This window comes from Paenibacillus sp. J31P13, from assembly GCF_056269295.1.
The window spans coordinates 84,029-104,009 of the sequence record NZ_JBWDNR010000001.1 but is presented as its reverse complement, the minus strand read 5'-3'; the positions used below and the strand labels follow the sequence as shown (position 1 = coordinate 104,009).

At 46.4% G+C, this 19,981-nt stretch carries 16 protein-coding genes; 3 read left to right on the top strand and 13 right to left on the bottom strand.

Annotation, left to right across the window (positions count from 1 at the left end; translation table 11 throughout):
- Window positions 1-110: 110 nt before the first annotated feature.
- The 6 genes from AC0YOD_RS00375 to AC0YOD_RS00350 all read right to left on the bottom strand — a co-directional run bounded on the left by AC0YOD_RS00375 (window position 111) and on the right by AC0YOD_RS00350 (window position 8,101).
- Window positions 111-1,844, bottom strand: coding sequence for a sensor histidine kinase (locus AC0YOD_RS00375; RefSeq protein ID WP_475797279.1), 1,734 nt, complete (start codon window positions 1,842-1,844; stop codon window positions 111-113).
- On the bottom strand, window positions 1,841-3,457 hold the full coding sequence (locus tag AC0YOD_RS00370; RefSeq protein ID WP_475797278.1) for a helix-turn-helix domain-containing protein: 1,617 nt from the start codon (window positions 3,455-3,457) through the stop codon (window positions 1,841-1,843). Before AC0YOD_RS00370 ends, AC0YOD_RS00375 begins: the two co-directional genes overlap by 4 nt.
- Window positions 3,458-3,565: 108 nt before the next feature.
- Window positions 3,566-4,360, bottom strand: coding sequence for an HAD-IIA family hydrolase (locus AC0YOD_RS00365; protein WP_475798317.1), 795 nt, complete (start codon window positions 4,358-4,360; stop codon window positions 3,566-3,568).
- Between the two features lie 23 nt (window positions 4,361-4,383).
- Entirely contained in the window at window positions 4,384-5,355 is a 972-nt protein-coding gene (locus tag AC0YOD_RS00360) for a ComEC/Rec2 family competence protein (protein ID WP_475797277.1), read from the bottom strand.
- 21 nt (window positions 5,356-5,376) lie between these two features.
- Complete coding sequence (locus AC0YOD_RS00355) at window positions 5,377-6,174, bottom strand: alpha/beta hydrolase (protein ID WP_475797276.1); 798 nt, start codon at window positions 6,172-6,174, stop codon at window positions 5,377-5,379.
- A 64-nt stretch (window positions 6,175-6,238) separates the two neighbouring features.
- A complete protein-coding gene (locus tag AC0YOD_RS00350; protein WP_475797275.1) occupies window positions 6,239-8,101 on the bottom strand; it encodes an ADP-ribosylglycohydrolase family protein in 1,863 nt (620 codons plus the stop codon).
- A 171-nt stretch (window positions 8,102-8,272) separates the two neighbouring features.
- Here AC0YOD_RS00350 and AC0YOD_RS00345 point away from each other — a divergent pair, with 171 nt between their 5' ends.
- Window positions 8,273-9,181 (top strand): AraC family transcriptional regulator, encoded by a 909-nt coding sequence (locus AC0YOD_RS00345; RefSeq protein ID WP_475797274.1) that lies wholly within the window; start codon window positions 8,273-8,275, stop codon window positions 9,179-9,181.
- 312 nt (window positions 9,182-9,493) lie between these two features.
- Here the strand turns inward: AC0YOD_RS00345 and AC0YOD_RS00340 are convergent, their stop codons facing one another.
- From AC0YOD_RS00340 to AC0YOD_RS00320, 5 genes are all read right to left on the bottom strand, one after another.
- Entirely contained in the window at window positions 9,494-11,197 is a 1,704-nt protein-coding gene (locus tag AC0YOD_RS00340) for an ABC transporter ATP-binding protein (protein ID WP_475797273.1), read from the bottom strand.
- Between the two features lie 20 nt (window positions 11,198-11,217).
- Window positions 11,218-12,276 (bottom strand): FecCD family ABC transporter permease, encoded by a 1,059-nt coding sequence (locus AC0YOD_RS00335; RefSeq protein ID WP_475797272.1) that lies wholly within the window; start codon window positions 12,274-12,276, stop codon window positions 11,218-11,220.
- Window positions 12,273-13,310, bottom strand: coding sequence for a FecCD family ABC transporter permease (locus AC0YOD_RS00330; RefSeq protein ID WP_475797271.1), 1,038 nt, complete (start codon window positions 13,308-13,310; stop codon window positions 12,273-12,275). The genes AC0YOD_RS00335 and AC0YOD_RS00330 overlap by 4 nt, the downstream gene beginning before the upstream one ends.
- Window positions 13,311-13,314: 4 nt before the next feature.
- The gene (locus AC0YOD_RS00325; protein ID WP_475797270.1) at window positions 13,315-15,282 is read right to left on the bottom strand and encodes an AraC family transcriptional regulator; all 1,968 of its coding nucleotides are present in this window, start codon (window positions 15,280-15,282) and stop codon (window positions 13,315-13,317) included.
- Between the two features lie 281 nt (window positions 15,283-15,563).
- Window positions 15,564-16,271, bottom strand: coding sequence for a DNA alkylation repair protein (locus tag AC0YOD_RS00320; RefSeq protein ID WP_475797269.1), 708 nt, complete (start codon window positions 16,269-16,271; stop codon window positions 15,564-15,566).
- Between the two features lie 356 nt (window positions 16,272-16,627).
- Between AC0YOD_RS00320 and AC0YOD_RS00315 the strand changes: the two genes are divergently transcribed.
- Window positions 16,628-16,777: a hypothetical protein gene (locus AC0YOD_RS00315; RefSeq protein ID WP_475797268.1), complete on the top strand. Its 150-nt coding sequence runs from the start codon at window positions 16,628-16,630 to the stop codon at window positions 16,775-16,777.
- Window positions 16,778-16,927: 150 nt separating this feature from the next.
- On the opposite strand, the gene AC0YOD_RS00310 is transcribed toward AC0YOD_RS00315, so the two are convergent.
- Entirely contained in the window at window positions 16,928-17,776 is an 849-nt protein-coding gene (locus AC0YOD_RS00310) for an MBL fold metallo-hydrolase (RefSeq protein WP_475797267.1), read from the bottom strand.
- 311 nt (window positions 17,777-18,087) lie between these two features.
- On the opposite strand from AC0YOD_RS00310, the gene AC0YOD_RS00305 reads away from it, so the two are divergent.
- On the top strand, window positions 18,088-18,660 hold the full coding sequence (locus AC0YOD_RS00305) for a hypothetical protein (RefSeq protein ID WP_475797266.1): 573 nt from the start codon (window positions 18,088-18,090) through the stop codon (window positions 18,658-18,660).
- A gap of 984 nt (window positions 18,661-19,644) precedes the next feature.
- Here the strand turns inward: AC0YOD_RS00305 and AC0YOD_RS00300 are convergent.
- Window positions 19,645-19,914, bottom strand: coding sequence for a M56 family metallopeptidase (locus tag AC0YOD_RS00300; protein ID WP_475798316.1), 270 nt, complete (start codon window positions 19,912-19,914; stop codon window positions 19,645-19,647).
- Window positions 19,915-19,981: the final 67 nt, after the last annotated feature.

Genomic DNA, 19,981 nt, shown 5'->3' with positions numbered 1-19,981 from the left:
TCGCGTAAAAATATAGGCATGAGTATAAGAATGAAACTTATACTTTCCTATATTTCAAAAAAACCCCGCGATCGGGTAAAGCCCAATCGGGGGCGTCATCTTGACATTATTTAATCGACATGGATCTGGAGTGGTATCCGCATTGTAACATCGGCGCCTCCCTCCGGCCTGTTGCCGAAAAGAAGCTTTGCACGCGCTCCGTAGTGCATACGCAGTCTTTCATACACATTGCCGATGCCCAGATGCTCCTGATCATGCTTAAAAGAAGCATTGGCGAACGCTTTCAACTGATCGTCCTCAAATCCCGTACCATTGTCCATAATACGGATCATCAGCCCTCCATCGGTCTGCTCGGGATCGGACTCTACGGAAATTCGGATGAGAAAGCGATGACGGCGAATACGAAACCCATGAATGATCGCGTTTTCGACAAAGGGCTGGAACAACACAGCCGGCAGCGAGGCATCCTTCAGTTTGTCGTCTACATCAACCTCGAAATCAAGGAACTGAGGAAATCTCATTTTCTGAATTTCCAGGTACGTTACAATATGTTGAATTTCATCCTCCATGCGGACAATTGCAACCGCGGAGCGTGTGACAAACCGGAAATAATCCATTATATAACGGATCATACGCTGCGCAAGTTTGATTTCACCGGATTGTATAAGATGGAAGACGACATTCAGGGAATTCAGCAGAAAATGTGGGTGAATCTGCAATTGAAGCTGCCTGATCTCCGCCTTGCTCAGTCTTAGCTGCTCCTCGTACACATGAATTTTCAAATCTTTGATTTCTGAAACCATCTCATTGAAGTTCCCTGTGATCCATTCAAATTCCATGGTCGCGGAATGCTCCAAACGATAGGCCAGATCGCCGTCCTTGATTTTCCTCATGCCCCGTACCAATTGAACAATCGGTTTTAGCACAACCCTCCTGAGGAAAAACAGCAGCAGAAAGAGCAAGATGGCGGCGGCAAACGGCATCAGATTGATGATCGTCTGAAACGTTACCAGCCGCTGCAGCAGCCGAGACTCCGGAAGCAGCGCAACAAGCCGCATATCCGACTGGATGGAGTCTTTTTCTACGACAAGCATCTTCTCGCCTTCTACGAGTATCGAATCGTACAGCTTTCCGGATATTTTCGCCAGATGAAGTCCTTTGGCTGCTTCTTGCGAAGCGGACGGAACGGAGTGCAGCAATTCGCCTGTTTCATTCAGAAGAAGCACTTGCCCTGCCCCTTCACCTTCAGCCATGACGTTTTGTATGGGCTCCATCAATGTGGACGCGCTGATCAGTGCGCCCGTATAGACATTGAAGTCGTTCTGCTCAAGCCGCATCAACCACAGCGAACCTCTCAACTCGATTACTTGCCAGCTTTGCAGGTAAATGGTCCTCTTATCGCTCGATCGCATGACATCCGCAAGTTCATCCCTAATCATCTTGGATACGTTAAGCCCGGGTTCCGTCGTCAACAGATCCTCGTTCTGCGTTGCATATACAAAGAGCATCTCCACGTTTTTATAATTGGCTATATCCTTGTTCATCTGATTCAGCACTTGAATTCTCGTTAGCGTATATTCATCACTGTCGGGCTCATTGAGCATGAGCGAAGTAATACCCGCATGCTGGAATGCCGAGCCGAGCAAATAATGATTGATCTGGGTTAGCTTCGAATCCATGTCGTTCGCGTGCATGCTGAGCAAGCTCTGCTGTGATTCAGCCACCTGCGCCCTTACAACATCCATTGCATAACGGTTAATATAGATAAGAAAGAGCAATAATGGCAAGGCTGCAGCCGCAAACACGACCGATAGCTTGAAACCAAGCGATCGTCTGTGCTTCATGGTTCGAGCCTTTCCGGCTCAGCGGCGCCATTACGGAAATCCTGCGGATTCATGCCGTAGAACCGCTTAAACGATTTGCCGAAATACGACAGACTGTTATAGCCTAGCGACCGTGCGACCTTGCTAATCGGCTCATCATTGTGCGTCAATTCGCGCTTTGCCAGAGCCATCCGTTTCCGCAAAATGTAATCCGACAGCGATTCACCCGTCTCCTTCTTGAACAGTCGGGACAAATAACCGGGGTTCAAATATATATAGTCTGCAATCTGCTCCCGACTAATCTCTTCCTTCAGCCGTTCGTTGATAAAACGCTTGGCCTTGTCGATTGGCGATTCAGCCTCCAATCCAGATTGTATCGCCTCTGCATATGCGGTTACCGCCATTTCTGCCCATGCTCGCATTGAACTGAGCGACAGGGCTGCTGCATGTTTGTCCGGCAGCCTGCCGCCCTGAAGCTGTGTGGCTGCCGCACGATTCTTATGGAGCAGATAGTGCAGCATTTGCAGCAATCCTTCATAAAAGCGATGCAAGGATTCCGCCGTGATGCCCGCTTCCTTCTCAATCTGTGTAAAATAGTCGCGTATTCGCCCAATCAAAAGACCGGGGTCTTCGGTCTCCAACAATTCGGCCCATTCGTAGAAATCGGGCAGCATAACAGACGTCTCCGTCCGAGCATATGGATCCTCGATATGGCAAACAATCTGGGAGTCACGCCTTACATTGTTTTGCTCCTCATACAGAAGAGCCCTGTACATGGACCGCAAATGCCGAATATCCGTTTCCTTCCCCAAATAACAGATTACCGTGCTGTAAAAATAAGATTTACATGCCTTGACGAACGTATCGCAAACCGCCTTCCATTCCTGAAAGGCCCGCTTTCCACCGCCATAGGCTAATATCACCATCATACCTTCCCGATCCTCGAATACAATGCCTTCCCCATCTTTCAGCATAATTTCCTTCGCTGCGCAGCGAAGAGCATATTCCATGATGATTTCGTCTCGGGTATCAATCTCCTTATGCCACCGTTCGATGTTGACCAGAATTGGAAAAACACGTGACTCCTTCGACAAATCTGTTTCGTAGCCGGCCAGCTCACGATCGATCCAGCCATCAGCAGGCTGATTACGATGATCAAGCAATTCCTGCCAGAATCGTTCGAGCATCATCGGTTTCCTGGCTTCCCATAATTGCAGATACTTGTGGTACTCTTTCTGAACATAGCTCGCTTCCTGCTCCTGCACTCGGTTTTGAAGCGCTCTCATAATAATGCTTTCCAATTCCACAAAACTGACCGGCTTGACCAAATAGTTCAGGCTTCCAAGCTGCAACGCCTTCTGCGCATAAACAAACTCGGAATGGCATGTCAGAAAGATTGTCTCCATCGAATATCCTTGATCATTTACCCACTCAAGCAATTCCAAACCACTGCTTCCAGGCATCTCGATATCGCAAATCATAACGTCAATCGGCGTGGAACCGATCCGATCACGAGCCATCGTGCTGTCGTAGGCTTCATAAACGGCAGTAAAACCCATGATAGACCAGTCGAGCCCGTCCTTGAGCCCGTTAACCGCATAAATTTCATCATCTACAATAAGAAGACTATACATGGTGATATCATCCCCCAGGAGTCGACAGATCGTCAGCCGTAACTTCCGTCTAAGTGCCACGATTTTACAGTAACCGTTGTCAAAAATCAATACCGCAGCATAATCCGTTCATTGCGCAACTAGCTGCAGCAATTCCCCAATATTGGCGACTGTGCAAACGTCGTCCTCTACGCCCTTACTACACGCAGAAAGAGAGCTGTCTCCAGCTCTCCCATTGCTGATCCAAACCGCCCTCATACCGACGTTCCTCGCTCCGACAATATCGGTAGACGGATTGTCCCCGATCATCACGGTCGTTGCCGCCGTGGAGCCGCAAAGCTCCATGGCCATCCGGAACATGAGGTCGCCCGGCTTGCCCGCATATTCCGCTTGCGTTCCCCCGACCGTCGCGATAATAGCTGCCGCCAGCGCCCCTGTCTCGGGCACGAGGCGCCCCCCTATCCCGGGATGCGATACATCGGAATTAGCCACGATCAGTCTGGCGCCAAGATCAATGCAACGGACAGCCTCCTCCAGCTTCGCGTATGTAAAGGCAATATCTCTCCCCACAATGACGCATTGCGGAAGCAACGCTGATTCCATTGGCACAACTTCAAAACCTTGGTTGCGAAAGCTCGCCGCCAATGCCTCGCTGCCGATGATTTTCACCTCGCAGCGCCCCATTCGTTCAAGCACATATCGGCTGCACGCTTCAGTAGCCGTTATGACCTGATCAGGCAAAGCTGACAGCGACATACGGCGCAGCTTGGCAGCCACTTCCACCGCCGTATGCGTCGAATTGTTGGTGACAAAGGCTATCTGGAGTCCCTTCGCATTCAGCAGATGAAGTAATTCCGTGGCTCCCTCCGCAGGCTGCTCTCCGTAATAAAGGGAGCCGTCAAGATCAAACAATGCCGCTTCCATCTGCAGGAACCACTCCCACTTGTTCATTCGCCTTCTCCTTCTATTATTAACGAATAGGTTGACGTCATATTACCGTCTCCATGCGTACTGCAAACAACCATCATTCCATCCGTAACCAGCACCGCATCATTGTCCCAATCTCCGCGAACGACGCGCGCGCCCTTTCTCGTAAATCGATGCAAATTTTCCACAAACGACGGTCGATGCTCGACAACAGTCTCGTTACAAGAAATCCATACTAGACGCGGATTACACAGTTCGATGAGCTCAGGAGTCGTCGATTCGTCTCCTCCATGATGGGCCGCTTTTAGCAGACAAATATTCGCTATCCTTTCCCTCCAGCCTGGCTGAAGCAAAGCAGCGGTTTGAGCCGTCCCGCAGTCACCCGGAAACAGCGCTTTGAAGCGGCCATAGTCCAGCATGAGAATCAAATTCAAATTGTTCAGGTTTACCACTGGTTCGTCCGCCCCGACTGAAGGATTAGGAACCGCCAGCACCGTTAAGCCCAGCTTTTCCCCAAAAGTAAATCTATGACCGCGATGACGTCCATCAAGCGCGGTAAGTCGGCATTCCGACGCTTCCATGGCCTGACGGCACTCCTGCCACAGCGACCTATTCAGCTCTCCAGCATCGCCGCGTTCGATAAGCTCTTCATCAATCGGCGCATAAATGAATTCTTCCACATGCAACTCGGGATCACCGAGCAAGTCGATCATTCCTCCGAAATGATCATAATGAAAATGAGACAAAATGATGGCATCCAAGCGTGTGATGCCGGCCTGACGCAACCATGGGATAATAACCGCCGATCCTTGCCCTTTCTTACCTGTATCGAGCAAAATATGCCATGTGCGGCTATCGTCAGTCACTCGAATTAGAAATCCATCCGCCGGATTCATATCCGGAATGCCTATCTTTCCAGTCTCCTTGCCGTTCAGATCAAACATCTGGATTCGGCATTCCCCTGGCTTGCAGGTCTCAGCTATAGCTTTCATTCCGTCACGCTCCTATCGATGTTAAATAGTGACACCTATACGCTTCAACCAGCGGGAACATAGATCAGGCCAAGTCTGGGCCTCCGGGTGACTTTCCGCTAATCCCAAACCATGGCAGCCGGTTTGATATGAATGCAACTCAAACGGAACTTTGCAGCGGCTAAGAGCTGCGGCAAACAGAAGCGCATTTTCGACAGGGACTGCTGGATCATCGGACGTATGCCACAAAAAAGTTGGCGGTGTATTCTTCGTGACTTGCCTTTCACTGGACATTAGCTGAATAGATTCACTCGTTGGACTCTCGCCAAGCAGATGAAGCCGAGAGCCGACATGCCCGAACTCGCCCATAGTTATGACTGGGTAGCATAGAATCATAAAATCGGGGCGGCTACTGAATCTGTCCACTGCGTCAATAGCATTCATATCGCCACTATCATATTGAATGCCAACGCTAGATGCCAAATGCCCTCCCGCAGAAAATCCAAGTACCCCCAGTCTGGTCGAATCAATATTCCAAGTCTCTGTCCTGGACCTTATCAAACGAAGCGCCCGCTTCGCGTCCATCAAAGGTACAGGATGCTTATAGGGAGTCACCCGATATTCTAGGACAAAAGCAGCGATTCCAAGTGTATTCAGCCATCTCGCGATAGGTTCTCCTTCATGGGGGGCATGTGAATGATAGGCTCCTCCGGGAAGAACAACAACTGCCGGTTGTTTGCTTCCTTTCTTCTCTACGAGATACGCAGTGATGGCAGGACGATCTTCCAGATGATTCCCAAGCGCGCAAGGAGCGCCTTCTGGCCATAGTTCTATTTTCATTTAGATCCCCCAATTACTCCCTCTCTATCGTTCCATTTATACTGGTGGGCGTCCATTCTCATTTCTACACTCCGAACAGCATGTCAGTATAATAGTAGCAAGGGCCAGGATCTGTCGTTTTCATGGTCGCTACAGGCAAGATATAAACTTGGAGAGGGACACCATTCTTCCATGCTGACACATCCAATTCATAACTTCCAGCCGCAAGCGTTAACTCAATCCACTGATCATTAGGCGCACGGTGATAGGCAGGCATAAATTCAGGCGTTTGCTTGCAGTCTATGATGATCTTCCCATTAAGCTTTAGTTGAATGGGAGCGTTCGCTGCCGCAATGAGTCTGACTTGCCGTTCTGATGGATTAAAGAGCGACGTTACTGCTCTATAACACCCATCTACATCAATGTCCATTACCTTTTCCCACTCCAGGCGGTTCCCCGGGAACATCGCCTCAGTACCTTCGCTGCTCTTAGGTCCCCATACCATCCAGCGGTAGGAGCCAATAAGTGTAAACGCCACTCTCTCCGTTGCCCACACCGCATGATCGTGAATCCTTGTCCAGAGAAGGGCAAGTTCATGATAAGCCCCTGCTGAAGCAGAAGCAGTAATGTCTACGGTCCATTCAATCTTCTCGTTCGGCTGCACGGCAACTTCGAGCGCGTCCGGTCCCATCCAGCTCTCAGGCAGGTCAAGTGAAAGCTTACCTGTCATTGCGGACGAGGCTCGATTAAGTAATGTGACTTGTATTGTTTTCGTTTGATGCGCGCCGATCGCAGGCCCTTCAGCCCCATAATCAATGATGAGTTCGAGAGTAGTGTTCTGCGAAGTTCCCCGCGGCAGCAAGTAATGATTGGATGTCGCTGATCTTTGCCAAAGCTCCTTTATTCCTTGAAGTGAAAACTCCTGTCGGTCCCAGAAACTCGGCTCGTCGGGATGTACTCTAATATCAACGTCGGATGCTGCTAGAACCTGTTTGCCCATACGAATTGTACGAAGTGTTAATTCATCCAAACTTTTGGGCGCTGGGAAACCATTGATCGGAGGACTGACTACGACACGGTCGCCAACCGGCTTCACCCATTTGTCTGGAAGCCCTTCCGGACCCAGCAACATGCCCAATATTGCACCAAGCGTTGCTGCTGTGCAATCGGTATCATATCCACAATTAACCGCCTTAAGAATCGCATCCTCGAAATCAATGCCGTACAGCCAGCCAAGGATAGTAAAGGCGATATTTTGGGGAGCATCTGTAAAGTTGTCGCTGCCGTGATGCTCGAGAATTAACGATCGGGCCTCCGTCCAGCTTTTCCCTTCTTGGTGCCAACAAATCAAGTCTTTTAGTGCTTTATAGGTGCGGCTATAAGTTGGTATGAACTTCATACCGATGTCAATCAGACGGTCGCGGTCCTTCTCGAAGAAAATTGCGCTTTCAAGGGCGGCGAAGAACATTTCCCCGTATACCCCTTCGCCTCCCGCATGATCGACGATCGCATCCTGGTACGCATAAGATGCAGCTTTTTCTGGCAAACCCGGAGCGACCATCGCCCATATCTCAGAACGAATAGGAGAACCCATACAATTGGTGAACGGATTATTGAACGAACCGGCAACAGGCGGAATCAGCCCTCTCCGCAGGTTGGTCAAGGCGTAGCCATATTCATCGAAAGGAAAAAAGATATGATCCAACCATTCCTGCCCCAGCTCTCGAGCTGTTAAAGCGGGACCATACTGCTCCAAAGCATGCAGCCATACGAGTTGAAGATCAAGGTCATCATTCTCGAGCGGGCCATTTGGCAGCTCCGGATAAAATGTCAAAGCAAGCAGCTCTTTAGCACCTTCTACCGGTGCACCAAGGGTGCCCCCAATATTTTTCCCCAACCATCCGCCGTATACGATTCGATAGTAATCACGTTCATTTAGAATATTCAAAATACTCCGCCTCCTTTGGTTTCTCTTACATTCTATCAAGCATTATGACTTCATTTTTATCCTCGCAAGCTTGCCAGGAAACACTTTCGTGCTATGATTGTAGCACAAGCATTTCAGCCATTATATGGACAATAATAACGTCCGTAAATTCATAAAAATGCGGAGGAATCCATGGAATACTTGACGATGGCGCGTTTATCCAGAATCGATGTAAAGTGGGCGAGTATTCACAAGGGCAATCTCGATTTCTATCGGTCGGTGCACTCCAACCCCTATTATGAGATACTCATAGTTATTGAAGGTCCTATTTACATGCAGGTCGGCAACGAAAGGCTGGAGCTCAAATCCGGCGAGTTGTTCTTATTGCAGCCATGGGAGGCACATAGCGGATGGAGAGAAATTTCGGAGGAGAGTTGTTTCTTCTGGATACAATTCCAGTGCGATCCAAAGTTGGAGGAATTCAAGGAATGGACGAAAACTAGGAGAGATATTAACTTTATCCATGATGCTCGAAGCGATTTGCGAACCAATTTTGACGAAAATATCGATAAAGTTCTTTTACCGCGACGCTTCCGCCCGAACCGTCGACATTTAATACTCTCGCAGTTCGAGAACATTATTCATCAGTTTGCCCACCCCTCGGGTTATTTCCGGTTTCGATTAAGCCTGTTGCTGGGAAATCTATTTGAAACGATAGCGGATGACTTGCTGGAGCAAGATCGTCACTATCGGGCAGTCTCCGCGTCCTTTTTCACATATAGGAACTTGATCGCTATACTAAATGAGAACTTCGCTAAGCCACTTGATAGAAACTGGATTGAACGAGAAACAGGGCGTAAATATGAATATCTCTGCCAAGTCTTTAAAAAAAATTCCGGCATTACCATTTCCTCTTATGTTCAGGAGCTTCGCATTCAAAAGGCTAAATATCTGCTCATGAATACAAGCTTAAGCATACAAGGGATTGGAGAAGAGGTTGGTTATCAGGATGCGCTTTACTTCAGCCGCGTATTTAAAAAATTAGCCGGCAAAAGCCCCTCGACATACAGGGAACAATCGGGGAATGAACTTGAAGGATGAACGCAAATGGTAGGCTTACTTGCCTTCAGATCAACATAATCTATATTCAGCCAATCATTAGATACAAAACCACGACAAATAGACCAGAGGAGCTATTGACCTCATCTAGTCTATTTTCATATAAAAAGGAACCGTTATTTAGGCAAAAACGAAGCTCACTATTGTTCTATAGGAATTCATATCCGCTATTTGAAAAAAAGACGACTCTCATCCCATTTAATGGGATGAGAGTCGTCTTTAGTTGATCGTTACTCCAGCTACTTTTTCATTGGCTTCGACTCGCGTCATGTGATTGATCAAAAGATATATTCGCTATGCGCGGTGCAAGCGGCTATACGCACCACCCATGCTAAGCAGCTCTTCATGCTTGCCTTGCTCCGCTACACCCTGATCCGCAATGACTACGATGCGGTCGGCGTTCTTAATTGTTGCTAGTCGATGCGCGATAATGAGCGTCGTCCTTCCGCTCGACAATTCCGATAATGCCAGCTGAATCGCCGCTTCCGTCTCGGTATCGAGCGCGGAGGTCGCTTCATCCAAAATAAGAATTGAAGGATTTTTGAGGAACATCCGAGCAATGGATAACCGCTGCTTCTGTCCACCTGACAGCTTTACGCCCCTCTCTCCGATAATCGTATCCATCCCATTCGGCTGGGAGGCGATCAACTCCCCGAGCTGCGCCCTGCGGGCGGCTTCCCATAATTCCTCTTCGGAAGCGTCCAATCTGCCATAAGCGATATTGTCCCTAATCGTACCGTCGAACAAGAATACATCCTGCTGTACGATCCCGATATGAGAGCGCAGCGATTCAAGCGTCATCCGGCGAATATCGATGCCGTCAATCGTAATCGCTCCCCCCGTCACCTCGTAGAACCTTGGCAGCAAACTGCATAATGTTGTTTTGCCGGCGCCTGAGGGACCGACCAAAGCAATCGTCTCGCCAGCTTGGACGGACAGATCCAGCCCTTTGATTACGTCCGGTCGATCCTCGTAGCCGAAGCTGACGCCTTTGAATGCGATATCGCCACTTACTTTGCTCACCGCTACGGCATCCGGCGCATCCGCAATGTCCGGCTCCGTCTCGAGCAGCTCCAAGTACCGCTTAAAGCCGGCAATCCCTTTCGGGAATGATTCAATAAAAGAATTAATTTGCCTAATCGGCTGCAGGAACATGTTCGACAGCATGACAAAAGCGATGAACTGACCGTAAGACATACGATCCTCCAATACATACCATGCGCCAACGACAATTACGAACAGAGAGATCAGCTTCATCAAAATAAAGCTAAGCGAAGAATTCCATGCCATAATCCGATAAGTAGTCAACTTATTAAGCCGGAAGTTCTCGTTTTGCTTCGCGAAACGCTTAATCTCATGGTTCTCGTTCGAAAAAGCTTGAACGACACGAATTCCACTTACGTTGTTCTCTACCTGAGCGTTGTAATCAGCAATATTTGCGAACAGCTTATCGAACGCACGCGACATTTTGCGGCTGAAGTATAGGGATAAGTACACGATAAGCGGAATGATGATGAATGTCAGTACGGCTAGCTGCCAGTTGATACTGAGCATTATCGCGAACGTCCCCGTAAGCGTCATGACTGCGATGAACATATCCTCCGGCCCATGATGGGCAATTTCCCCGATATCCATCAGATCATTCGTCATACGGGATACGAGATGACCCGTCTTATTGTTATCAAAAAAACCGAAGCTTAGCTTCTGAATCCGGTCGAACAGCTTCTTGCGCATATCCGATTCAATGTTAATTCCGAGCTTATGGCCCCAAAAAGTAACAACATAATGCATGACAGCACTGATAACATAGACGCCTAGAAGCCCTAGGCAGGCATAGAGGATGGCGTCCCATTTGCCGCTTGGCAGCAAATCGTCAATGACCCGGTTCAGCGCCAGCGGAAATACGAGCTCGAGCAGCGCAGCCATTATTGCGCAAGAAAAATCCAATATAAACAAGCCCTTGTAAGGGCGGTAGTATTCAAAAAAACGACGTAGCATATGTACTTTCCATCCCTTCGTTATGATGATCTCATCAATAAATACAAAAAATAAGGAACGCTCAGCATGGTCACGAATACCCCCGCCGGTTGATCGGCTCCGAACTGGATCGTCCGAACAATCGTATCCGCAGCTAGTAAAATAATGCCCCCGATCAAACCGGAAGCCGGCAGCAGCAGTTTGTGATCGGGTCCGACCAGCTTGCGGGCCACATGCGGACTGATTAGACCGATGAAGAAGATGGAGCCTCCGAGTGCAACGCTGCCGGAAGCAAGCGCGACAGCAGCAAGCGCCAAGGTGAGGAAAGACTTGCTAACATGAACGCCTACTCCTGTCGCTGTCGTATAACCAAGGCCTAGTGTATTCAATATGCTTGATCTGAACCATACATAACCTGATATAAGCAGAACCCAAGGTGCGAGAATGCCGATATAAACCCATTCGTCTCCCCACAAGTATCCGGCTTGCCATTTCTGAGCAAAAACCAATTTTTCGTTGTCCAGCTTAAGTGTCAGGAACAGTGTCATAGCACCGAGCCCCACATTAATCGCTACCCCCGTCAATATAAGCCTCGTTGGGGATGGGGCGTTACCTCTCCGATAGGAAATCATATAAATCAGCAGTGCAGACAGCAGTCCTCCACCAAAAGCTAACAACGGTAATAATACGGCTGAAGATAAACCACCGAGCCCAACTGTTGAGATAAAGATCATGACGGCCAAACCCGCGCCAGCGCTTATGCCAAGCATCCCCGGATCGGCAAGGTCGTTGCGTAGAATGCCCTGCAGCACCGTACCCGAAGCTGCCATGCCTATACCGACAAGCATCGCCAATACGATGCGCGGAAGCCGAAAGTCAAATACGACAAGATGGTTTTTGTCAGTGCCGTAACCGAATAGCGTGCGGATGACGTCTAACGGACCAATTGACATCCGGCCAAGATTCATGCTCAAGATCGCGCCAGCAACAAGTGCTATGAACAGCGCAACCAAGATAAAGATCCGCCTCCGGCCTCTCCGCCAGGCGTTCGAAGCTTCTGCGGCTGCTTGTTTCTGCATATCGCTTTCGATTTCTCTCATTCTTGCTCCCTCCTAACACGGCTCGCTATGACCAAGAAGAGGGGTACTCCAAGCATAGCAAAGACTATACCCAGCGCTACTTCATTCGGCCGATTCACAAGCCGGCCGATCAAATCTGCGGCGAGCATGAATAACCCGCCATAAACGGCCGATGCCGGTATAATCCGTCTATAGTCTACGCCGATCAGGTAACGCATCATATGCGGAACGATCAATCCAACGAATCCTATCGGACCAACAAGAGCAGCCGATAACCCGGCAAGGATCAGGACGGCCAGCGTGGACAGCAGCTTGACCTGTGTAGTACGTTGGCCGAAGCTCGTCGCGATCTCGTCTCCTAGACTTAAGAGTGCAATGGACGGCGACAAAGAAAGCGCAAGAATCAAGCCGCTAAGAAACCATGGCGCAACGAGGGCCAACTCGTTCCAGCTAGCGCCAGCCACGCTCCCCGAGGTCCAATAGGAGAGCGCTTGACCGAGGTCGAATTGAATGGAGAGAAATGTCCCCATCGCTCCGAACAGCATCGTAATGGACATGCCTGCCAGCACGAGACGCTGAGGCGTCATGCCGCGCTTGTTCAAGGATGCGGCCAAGTAAGTCATGCCTGCTCCAAGACCGGCTCCGGCAAAGCACATAAGGAGCGATCCCGTATAGCCAATGCCCGGCATAAATGCAAGCACAAGCGCCATCGAGAAGGCAGCGCCTGAATTGACACCCATCAACCCGGAATCAGCAAGCGGATTGCGAGTTGTTCCCTGCATGATGGCGCCCGCCACGGACAGACTTATTCCGACGATTATATCGGCTACTGTGCGTGGAAATCGCAGCGTCTTAATAATTTGATGCTCCAGAATATCAGGATTAAAAGCAAAAATGGCCGACCAAGCCGTCGACAAGTTCATCTTAGCCGCACCGAAGGAGATCGAAGCCGCGGCTGCCAGCAGAAGCAGCAGCACTCCAGATAAAAGGAAGATTACGAAGAAGGTTCTGCTCCGAAAAAACGGAGCAGAACGCTTTATTTTCAATATATTCATCTTCTTACTTGCCAGCTGCCGCAGTCAGCAACATCTCCGTAATAATATCGATTTGAGCGTTGAGCGAGAACAGATCGCTGTAGTAGAACATGCCAAATTCGATCTCAATCATATGCCCGTTTTTGACGGCCGGGATTCTGTTCCAGACTGCATTGCTCGAGAAGTCCTCCATCCCTTCATAAGAGGAACGAAGCACGAAATCTCCGATGTATTGGGGCAGCACTTCCATCGACACCGTCTCCGAAGTCGCTTCCGAAGATACTTCAAGCTTCTTCTGTACCACCTCGGGAGCTTTCATTCCCAAATACTCATAAATAACTTGGGTGCCGCGCCCGAATTGCGAATTCTCGATAACCATCATTTGTTTCGAGTCGCCTTCGATAATCGTAACCGTCTTATCCAGCAAACCGGCAGAGCGCAGTTTTTCTTTACTGTCTTCAACTTTGCTGTTGAAGCCGTCCATGAACGCCTGGGCTTCCTTCTCTTTGCCGAACACCTCGCCCAGCTTATGCATACGCTCTTCCGTCGTCATTTGATCGTAAGGAATAAAGACCGTGGGAGCAATGTCCTTAAGCGAGTTATACGTATCCTCGGATGGGACAATAATCAAGTCCGGATCAAGCTTCATGACGGCTTCGGGATTCGCTTCGTACCAATGCCCCAAGTTTTCCACACCAGCCAATTGCTCCGTGAAGGCAGCTCCGTCATAAACTTCCGAAATGCCGATCGGCTTGATCCCAAGCGCTACAGCATCGCCCAGCAAATACAATACGACGACGCGCTTCGGCTCCGCCGGTACGACAATATCTCCCTTAATCGTGGAAATCGTACGCGTTGAGGATTCGCTTGTCTTGTCAGCTGCCGGCGTTGCCGTTGCCGTCAAATTTGAAGCATTCGTCTCAGCATTCACGTTCGCGTTCGTTCCCGCATTCGCCCCTACACCAGAGCAGGCGCCGAGCACCAATGTCAAGCTGAGCAGCACGCTCAGCACTAAAGCCGATTTTTTGTTTCTTGTCATTCCGATAAACCCTCCAGTAATTTGTTGATAATGATTATCATACTCATTACTATAACGTCTTATAGAGGGTACGCCAATGGATAAATCGGAACTAATCATTGTACGATCTTCCGATGTGCGATTTGCGCGCTCCATCGATTGATAGTGTCCGGGCGAGTAGCCCGTCTGCTTCTTGAACTGGCGGTTAAAATAAAACTCATCCGTGTAGCCTACATGATGCGCAATATCCCGCAGTGTGGCATCCGTCTCGCGCAGCAGCTTCTTGGCATGGTTAATACGAATGCGTATGAGGTAACCGATTGGGCTTGCTCCCGTCTCTTGCTTGAACTTCATGGACAAATATCTAGGGCTATAGTTCAAGCGTCCTGCCAGCGAATGGAGCGATATTCCTTCCTGGTAATACTCATGCATGTATCGAATCGCTCTTGTTACGATATCCGCTCCTGCGTTGTCTGGTTTCACTTCATCCAGCTGCTTAATGGCTTCATGGACGAATTGATAGAACAAACCCTTCATTTGCAAGCTGCCACGGCTGCCCAATTGCATCATACTATGATTCATAGCAGACATGAGACTCTGTATGACTAGGGGATCTGAAGGCTCAAACCCATATTGCAGATCGAGCCCGCTTCTGGAATTGGTAAATCGCCTTCTATCAATCCATCCCGAGAATGCAAGCTTCGCCCGGTAGAATATAATGTAAAATTCATATTCTTCCTTCGCTTCGATATCCAGCTTCATCCCTTTCGCTCCGTGCAGTAGGTAAAATCGGCGGGACTGATGAACATTGCCGTCAATAAGCAGATTCGCCGTGCCCCGAACGCCGTAAATAAAACCGCTTGCAGGCAAGCGATAGTTACGCAGCCAATCACCCGAATGCATGACCGTATGCCTGATATCGAATATTTTCACTCCGCTGTAATTCCATATGGCTATGTACTCATCCAGATTCATGACCATCTCTCCTACATTCATTGCTTTTCAATTATTATAATTGATAAACATTCTCAATTAAAGAGAAAAATAAAAGGCGCCCTTCCAAACCTACCTTTTCGATCGTCAAATTAAGGGTTCTCTCCCTTGGCATTTCACCAACAAAACAAATCACCACGCCCCAAGGACGTGGTGATTTGTTTTGTTGGTGGACTTAGCGAGGTTCAAGCTCTGACCAAATCGGTACAGCGAAGCGCTCTACTATTGCGTTTCCTATCTCCGTACAATCTTCGAAGAAAGTCTCAACATCTTACATGTTTACGTTTGAAACCAAGATCTCTTTTATCTACTGCCTTTTGAATGCGTTCAGAAGCGATCAAAAAGCTGCTTTTTTTCTTGTCCCGCTTAACCTCAACCGGACCTACTGCCTTTGCGATTTCGAACGCAGTATCATGAAGTCCTATATAGGATACTCCTACTGTGTAGATAAAATTATTCATAGCATATTTCGTTCGTTCGGGAGATTCATGAATTGTATTTTTCACCATTTCAAGCATATTGGCCATTTTGCTTTCGGAAAATTCATCATCTGGTCGATTTCCCAAAAGCCAGCAGTAACAACTCCAGCCCGCAGACATTTTCAGTTCTTCTCCGCTTGCTATCCACTTATCAGCCACTTCCTGTGCAATATCTGTTTCTGCCAAGGTTACCGCAACCACAAAATCGGACAGCATATAAAAATATGCTCCATCGATCCAACGCTCAAAATCTGCTTCAGTCATCGCTTTTGGATCAGCAATAATTCCAGCAAAATACATGGCGTCATAGTTCCCTGTAGCGTAAAGCTGCTCAGCCAACGGTTGATTTATTTTTGTTTTTTTGAAAATGGGCTTCATTTGGCCTGTAGCAACACCAAAAAGCGGTTCGTGCGCGCCATTCGATTGATAAATTTTCTTGGTTCTTTCCTTGCCAAGAGCTTCAAGTTCCTGCATAACCATTTCTAAATTCATCGTTTAACACTTCCCTATGGATATTTTATCGCCGCTGATTAAACCTATCATAGAATCTGTTATAGTTGACTGTAGCCTTGATATTACTCGATTTTTAATTTTAACGCCAATACTTAAGATTGGAAAGTGACAGGCAATCACCGGACCAGCAAATACAGCATTCCACATATGTTAATTAAGCAGCTTCAATGCTTGGCAATCCAAGATTTTTCATAGACTCGATTGTTTCTTTATACACTTTTTCAAACTCACTATCACTCTTAGCAAAAATCAATTTAGGAACCATTTGCGCCCAATATACAGAGATCTTCGATTCTGCATTCGCTTCTTTTGAACCTGGTTCATAAGCATAAATAATGGATTGGAATACCGAAATTCAATTGCCGCTAGCTTCTTTTGCCGGATCAGATCAAATTACGGTGACCATTGTTATTCGTCTTGAACAAACTATGTACTCCCCAGGTGTTAACGGAGCTACTTCGGTACGTTTAAATAATGAGATTTAAATTTCCCTAATCCCTTTACTATGCTGTAAAACGATTAGATAAAGGCATTACCAACGGTGTTCCCAATAAGGAACATGCGCATGGTAATGCCTTTTCGTTTGGTGACAATAGAAGAAATCTTGAGTAATTTTCTTTCTAAAGCTCATTTCTTCACAATTTCTTCTGATTTCCACTTACAAAGTTTTGGATATACTCCAATTGCTCTTCATTAGGCGTTGTCTTCTTTACCTCATTAAATCTGGCAACAGCTTTATTCAGAGAAGTCTCTTTATCCACGATTTCTCCGATATGAGTTAGTTCATCCAAGAAGCTCCACATTTCTGCATATGTTTTTGGATCCTGATGCCCTGTCACATAGGAATCCACATCATACCTTTTTATTTTATTTAATAAGATGGTAAGTTCGTTTTGATCATAACTCCATTCTCCGCTATAAAAGTCCTGATAGATACAATCACCTAGAAACATTACCTTTTCACCAGGAATATATACTATGGACGAATCATGTGCGTGAACGCCTCCAACATGCTCAACGATACAGGATACCCCACCCAAATCCATCTCGATTTTGCTATTAAAAGAAATATTCGGCGACTTCAACTTCAAATGATCCCTTGTCGGCATTTCGCGTTTGATCATATCTCTACAAAACTCAATTTCTTCGCCGGACTCTACCCGAGAATCTAATGAAGAGTCGTCCCATGTTAGGGTTTTCAAATATTCTATCTTTTCTTTTGTTTGATCATGGCTAATGGACAATAACCCCATCGTGTTCATACCAAAAATATGATCCCAATGCCAGTGTGTAAGAACAACAAACTTCACCGGTGCAATATCCATTTGTTCAACGAGATGGAGGAAGTCCCTTGCATGAGCAGGTGAATTGCCAGAATCTACGATCACACTAAAATCATCTCCGCAAATTAATCCGAGTGCGGGACGATCAGTCTCCGAATAGTGGGGCATATAGTATACTCTATTTGAAAGTTTTTTTAACATTTACAGTACCTTCTCTTTTGTTATTTTAAAAAGCATAGTTTAACCAGACCTTATTTTATTATATCCTCTTGTTCGAAGTATATATAAATCCAATGGAAATTTGTTGAAGCACAATCAATTGCGGGGAGCATTCACGGGATGTTTTGTTCCTTTGCCTGCAATCTCATCTATAGATGGTTACAGTAACTTCACTTTATTACATTTACAGGAAGGATAAATCAGTTATATCAAGAATACTGAACATAAGGGTTTTTATGAAGTTCGTAAATAAGATGCTAGGTGAAATACAGTAATTTGATAAGGAGGAAAAAATGAATAGAATTAAATCATATTTAAGCATTGTAGTGATTCTTGGAATTGTTTTTTTGTTTCAAGATTATAGACTATCGTTTAAAACCATAAACGAGGCATTACATAGCAAAGAAAATTCAGCGGACTTTCAGCAAATTAAACAGATTATTGGAGGAAGTGAATACGGAAATAAAGCATTTTACTTCTTCATAAATAATGATAATAAAGTAGTAGGAGCAACGTTAAAAAAGGGGATTTTTGGGTGGAAAAATTATTTGTATACTTCTGGGACTGGGTTAGAAATTGATAAAAACCAAAAACTATCAATGGCTATTAATAATTCAACTAAAGATACCAACAAATTCTATTTCGGTCTAACTTCTTATAAAAATATTGGTAATATAGCAGTTAATAAAACCAACTATGCGACACTCATTCATTTAGACGAAATAATATTTGATGACATTAATCTTCAGAATACATATTTGTGGTATGTAAATCTAAAAGATAATTCCAACAGTTATTCAGTAGATATCTATGATAACGAAAATAAACTTATTTATAGTAACATCAATAATTTTAACATCACCTAACACATTGAGAGTTGGAAAATATTTGAGAAACTACAACTCACCTATAATAAGCTTTATTGGATTATGTTTATTCATATTTTCTTTTTAACGAGAGCATATTCCATCACTATACAATGCCGAACGCGAACGTTATGGACGTCTGACAATGTAAAAAAACCGGGGCGAATGTCCCCGGCTTCGTTCATGATTGAAAAGCAATTTTTATTTCTCCGTACAGTAATTCTTCTTATTTCGTTACCGTAAAAATCGTATCATTTTCTTTAAGATACTTTACTTTTTCCAAAAAACCTTGTTCTGCTTGAGTTTTTGATAGTATATTGTTGGAAACTAGCAAGTCATAAAATGATTTCAACATCTGAGCTGATATAGAGATGGGATGCCTCTCGGAAGTAATCATCATTCTTTGACCGTCAATCAGGATCGAAGCTATTTTTTCAGCCTGTACAAGCTCAATCTGTACGCCGTTCCAGTCCATTACAAAATACATTTCCTTACCGTTTTCAAGCACTAAATGTTGTACTTCTGCCCCGTTTGCCAAGCGACTCTGCATTTCTTTTATTGAATAGCCCGGATTCGGATCATTTATCAAAAGCCAGTTAGCAAAGTCTGTTGCGTCGACACTTTTTGTATTATATTTTTTCCAAACTGCTCCCTTGTCCTTACTAATCATTATGGAGTTATCATTCTTTACACGCAGATACATCTTGTTGTCAATATATACTGCCCTATAATTTGAAGCGATAAGGTTATCGATCAACTTTGGAACATCCAATTTGGTAAAAGTTAAATCAATCGGCATTGAGGCTATCTTGGATTCGCCTAGGTTTAAGGCAGGCTTACTTTCTGCCATAGGTTCGGCTATTGGGTTGTCGAACCCTATGGCCGCTTCCGTTTTGTCCAGTGCAGAAGTAGCAAAGACGGTAACGATACCGGCTGCAATTACAGTAGCGAGCAGCGTCGTCGTGATAGAGGTTTTCTTGGTTTTCATAATCGATATAATCCTCTCTTCAGTTGGATTTTTGGAAAAATTACTATCATTGGGGACAATCCACTTTTCTTTTCTTCCAAACGCACAAGTGCCATAGCATAAGCAGGCTTCATGCTTTGCCCAAATGTCCATATGACCGTTTCATCACAAGATAGCTCGATGTCACGGTTGGCAAAGATGTACATGACCCACACGAAAGGGTTGAACCAATGGACACACACGCCAACGGCAAGCAACCACTTTTTAAGTGTGTCGAATCGCTTGATGTGGATAAATTCGTGGGTAAGAATAAGCGCAAGTTGTTTTTCATCGAATGGCCGTCCTAGACGATCG